This is a genomic window from Litorimonas sp. (genome assembly GCA_029936425.1).
Taxonomy (GTDB): Bacteria; Pseudomonadota; Alphaproteobacteria; order Caulobacterales; family Maricaulaceae; genus Litorimonas.
In genome coordinates, this window is record JAPYSU010000035.1 from 1,057 (window position 1) to 4,128 (window position 3,072).

Sequence of the window (3,072 nt, forward strand, 5' to 3'; positions counted from 1 at the left end):
TTGGCCAAGGCACGGTCGCCACAAAAGAATACCCTGGCCCCTTTGTACACTACGGATTTTATTGTTTAAACCAAGTTATAGATATAGTTTCTGAAAGGCCCCCTACGGTGAAATTAATCAATGCCAAGTAAGCCCGCAAATCACCTCTACGGGTCAAGGTTTAGGGGTCAGGATTTTTCCCATGCTTCAATGGAAAAAGACAAAGTCTAGCTCCGATAGTCCTACGTTCAAATTAAAGATGAGTTATTGTATGAACAGATATTTATTAACAATAATACTTTCTTCCATGATTTTTTCCGGTTGCGCTGGAAATCCAGCTAGTGACGCAGCTCTGCGATCGGCCAACCAGGCTTTAGAAAATCAATTTTCACCCTTGCGATATGTGTCGACGCCATCTGACAGCGGGGGATCAATAGCGAATGTTGAGTGGGCAGGGGTTCCCGGGCAAAGCATATCTGAGCGGGCCCCTCAGGTAAGGCAGGACATATTTGGTGCCATAATGAGGAATTGTGATCTTCAATCTTCTGCATTGGCTGAAACGCGTATAGTGAAGCACGAGGTTCCTACGTTTTATGAGGTTTGGCTATTTAATGATCCACTATCGGAGCGCACCGATAAGAAATCGGGCCTTGCCGTTGTAATGACACAACTTCCAAATGGTGGTGGCGTCGATATTCAATACTACGGTGATTGTCACAGCAAGGAGGCTCCTGCCTTCCATTTTTCAAATTGAAGAAATCTAACAAGACCTGACCCTCAATGTTCGCGCTGCGGCTGCGCAAGGCGTTGTGCACACAAAGGAGAGATTTAGTGGGTGCGTGGAGTGAAGATAATTTCGGGAATGACGATGCTGGTGATTGGGTTTTTGAGCTCGAGAAGTCCAAAGGTTTGGATGTGCTAATGTACCCAATAAATCGAGTGCTGAGTGAAGAGGCGTATTTGGAGTCTCCCGATTGTGCTGAGGCTCTTGCCGCTGCGGAAGTTATCGCTGCATCAGTGTCAGGTGACACATCCTTCATCCCCAAAGAGCTTGGGGTTTGGCTCGAAAAGAAGCAGGGCGTTCTGTTTGGAAAGAGGCCTCAAATAGACGTAACTCACGCCATGAAGGCGCTAGCGGCGGTCAAGAAAATCCTGGCTGGCTCTGAACTGCAGGAGCTCTGGGAGGAAGGCGGAGAGAATGGCACGTGGCGCGCGGTACAAAACAAGCTGATTTCAAGGCTCGAAAATGCATAACAAGGCGTGACACGAGATAGGGAAGTCTATGCCGAGTCAAACAGAAGTTTGTAAGAGATTCAGCGCAGAACCTTTGCCCTGCGATGGTGAAGAAAAGCTTGGGATCGCGCGGGAGACCATTGGTAAACTCCCAATTAACGGTCTCAGGAACAAACCTGAAAATGGCACCTGTGGATGGTATATCTGGTGTGGTGAAGGCATGTCTGAAGAATCCGATTTCTTCAAGCCACTCCATGTTTCTCACATCCGAGAATATCTGCCAGAAATAGAGCGCTATCTGGCACTACCGCCGGGTTTTAGGTTCTTGGTGGCAGGAGATCATGAGGATGTCTGGTATGACCCGGACATTGTCATGTGACAAGGGGCTCAAGCCGACCGGTACTCCGCAGCGCTCCGTCCCGGCGGCTTAGCCCAGGCGGATCACGCGACAAGCGCGTGTCCGCGGCGTTATTACTTCCTCCCCATCGAAATAATACACACAGTGTTGTCTATTTCCTTTCTTCCTATTCGACAATCTATTGAGGCATAACCACCGGCCTCTTTTGATGAATGAATAACCTCGATGAGGAATCAGTATGAAGATTGTTATAGAAATGGAAGTGAAGGCGCCCTTGGGCGTGGTTTGGGATGCCTGGGTAGCGCCAGAAGATATTGTTCAATGGAATTTTGCTGTTGATGAGTGGTGTTGCCCTCGCGCAGAGCTGGACTTTCAGGTTGGCGGTAAATTTAATTATCGGATGGAAGCCAAGGATGCTTCTGCAGGTTTCGACTTTGAGGGAGAGTTTACTGAGATATCGCCATTCAAATTGATTCGTTACCGGCTTGGGGATGATCGTGAGGTTGAGATTCGCTTCATGGAAGTCGAAAACGGCATTAAGGTTGTTGAAACGTTTGTCGCTGAGGACGAAAACTCCGCCGAGCAGCAGAGGCAAGGCTGGTTAGGCATTTTGAAGAATTTCAAGAAGCACGTTGAAAGTAAGTGCAACGTACAATAGAGCGAAGGGGCGCTTTGCGCCCCTTTTCTTGGCTGAGATAAGGCTTCAATGCAAATGAAAATATCGAATGGACTATTACTGCTGGCCACATTGCTCGTTTCCGGCTGCACCAATGTGGCCGGTGATGTCACCAGGACACTGGAGCCGTTGTCAGCGGATCCGTTTAACCGTGCGGCACTGTTTTCCAGTGCTAATGCGTTTTTCACTGACGCGGGCTACCAGTGCAGGTCGGCTTCTGATACGGAGGATTTTCGCTGCCGCAAAGATCTCCGTGATATCTATATTCACCAGACTCATGCGGTGGTGGAGATTTTCCCGGGTGATGATGGGGGAAATCCTCTGTTGGTGACGACGCGCTGGGATGAAGGGCTGATTCCGGGCGAGTTCATTTCCAGCCAGTTTAGTAATCCGGATGTGGCTGCGTTCTGTGATTACCTTGCGCAGGCGACGCTGGCTGTTTGCCGGAATGCGTCATGACCTGGCCTATGCCCCGGAGTGAATGGATGAGCAGAAAAAGGGCTGAACTGTGACGGAAATAAAGACGTTTGCGTTGTTTGTGATTACGGCGCTGGCGGAGATCGTGGGCTGTTACTTGCCGTACCTGTGGTTGCGTGAAGGCAAGTCGATCTGGTTGCTGGTGCCAGCCGCGCTAAGTCTGGCGCTGTTTGCCTGGTTGCTTTCCTTGCACCCCACTGCTGCGGGCCGGGTGTATGCCGCCTACGGGGGCGTTTATATTTTTATGGCGATTTTCTGGTTGTGGGCGGTGGACGGTATTCGCCCGACAGCCTGGGATTTGCTGGGTTCCGGTGTGGCATTGTTGGGGATGGCCATCAGCATGTTTGCG

General features: G+C 50.1%; 5 protein-coding genes and 1 pseudogene. All 6 read left to right on the plus strand.

The window, feature by feature from the left end; translation table 11 throughout:
- Positions 1–250 precede the first annotated feature (250 nt).
- Entirely contained in the window at positions 251–733 is a 483-nt protein-coding gene (locus tag ACN0IC_RS14645; protein ID WP_156790383.1) for a hypothetical protein, read from the plus strand.
- A gap of 77 nt (positions 734–810) precedes the next feature.
- Entirely contained in the window at positions 811–1,233 is a 423-nt protein-coding gene (locus tag ACN0IC_RS14650; RefSeq protein WP_039926554.1) for a DUF4259 domain-containing protein, read from the plus strand.
- A gap of 91 nt (positions 1,234–1,324) precedes the next feature.
- Positions 1,325–1,582, plus strand: a pseudogene (locus tag ACN0IC_RS14655) (hypothetical protein); the annotation flags it as partial.
- Positions 1,583–1,808: 226 nt separating this feature from the next.
- Positions 1,809–2,228: an SRPBCC family protein gene (locus tag ACN0IC_RS14660; RefSeq protein WP_007149497.1), complete on the plus strand. Its 420-nt coding sequence runs from the start codon at positions 1,809–1,811 to the stop codon at positions 2,226–2,228.
- Positions 2,229–2,276: 48 nt separating this feature from the next.
- Positions 2,277–2,705, plus strand: coding sequence for a hypothetical protein (locus ACN0IC_RS14665; protein WP_007149374.1), 429 nt, complete (start codon positions 2,277–2,279; stop codon positions 2,703–2,705).
- A gap of 49 nt (positions 2,706–2,754) precedes the next feature.
- Positions 2,755–3,072, plus strand: a 318-nt coding sequence (locus ACN0IC_RS14670; RefSeq protein WP_416879526.1) for a YnfA family protein, incomplete at its 3' end; no start/stop codon positions are given.

Coding starts and splice junctions, on each gene's coding strand:
- ACN0IC_RS14665 (WP_007149374.1), top strand. CDS start 2,277: ATGCAAATGAAAATATCGAATGGACTATTACTGCTGGCCACATTGCTC.
- ACN0IC_RS14660 (WP_007149497.1), top strand. CDS start 1,809: ATGAAGATTGTTATAGAAATGGAAGTGAAGGCGCCCTTGGGCGTGGTT.
- ACN0IC_RS14645 (WP_156790383.1), top strand. CDS start 251: ATGAACAGATATTTATTAACAATAATACTTTCTTCCATGATTTTTTCC.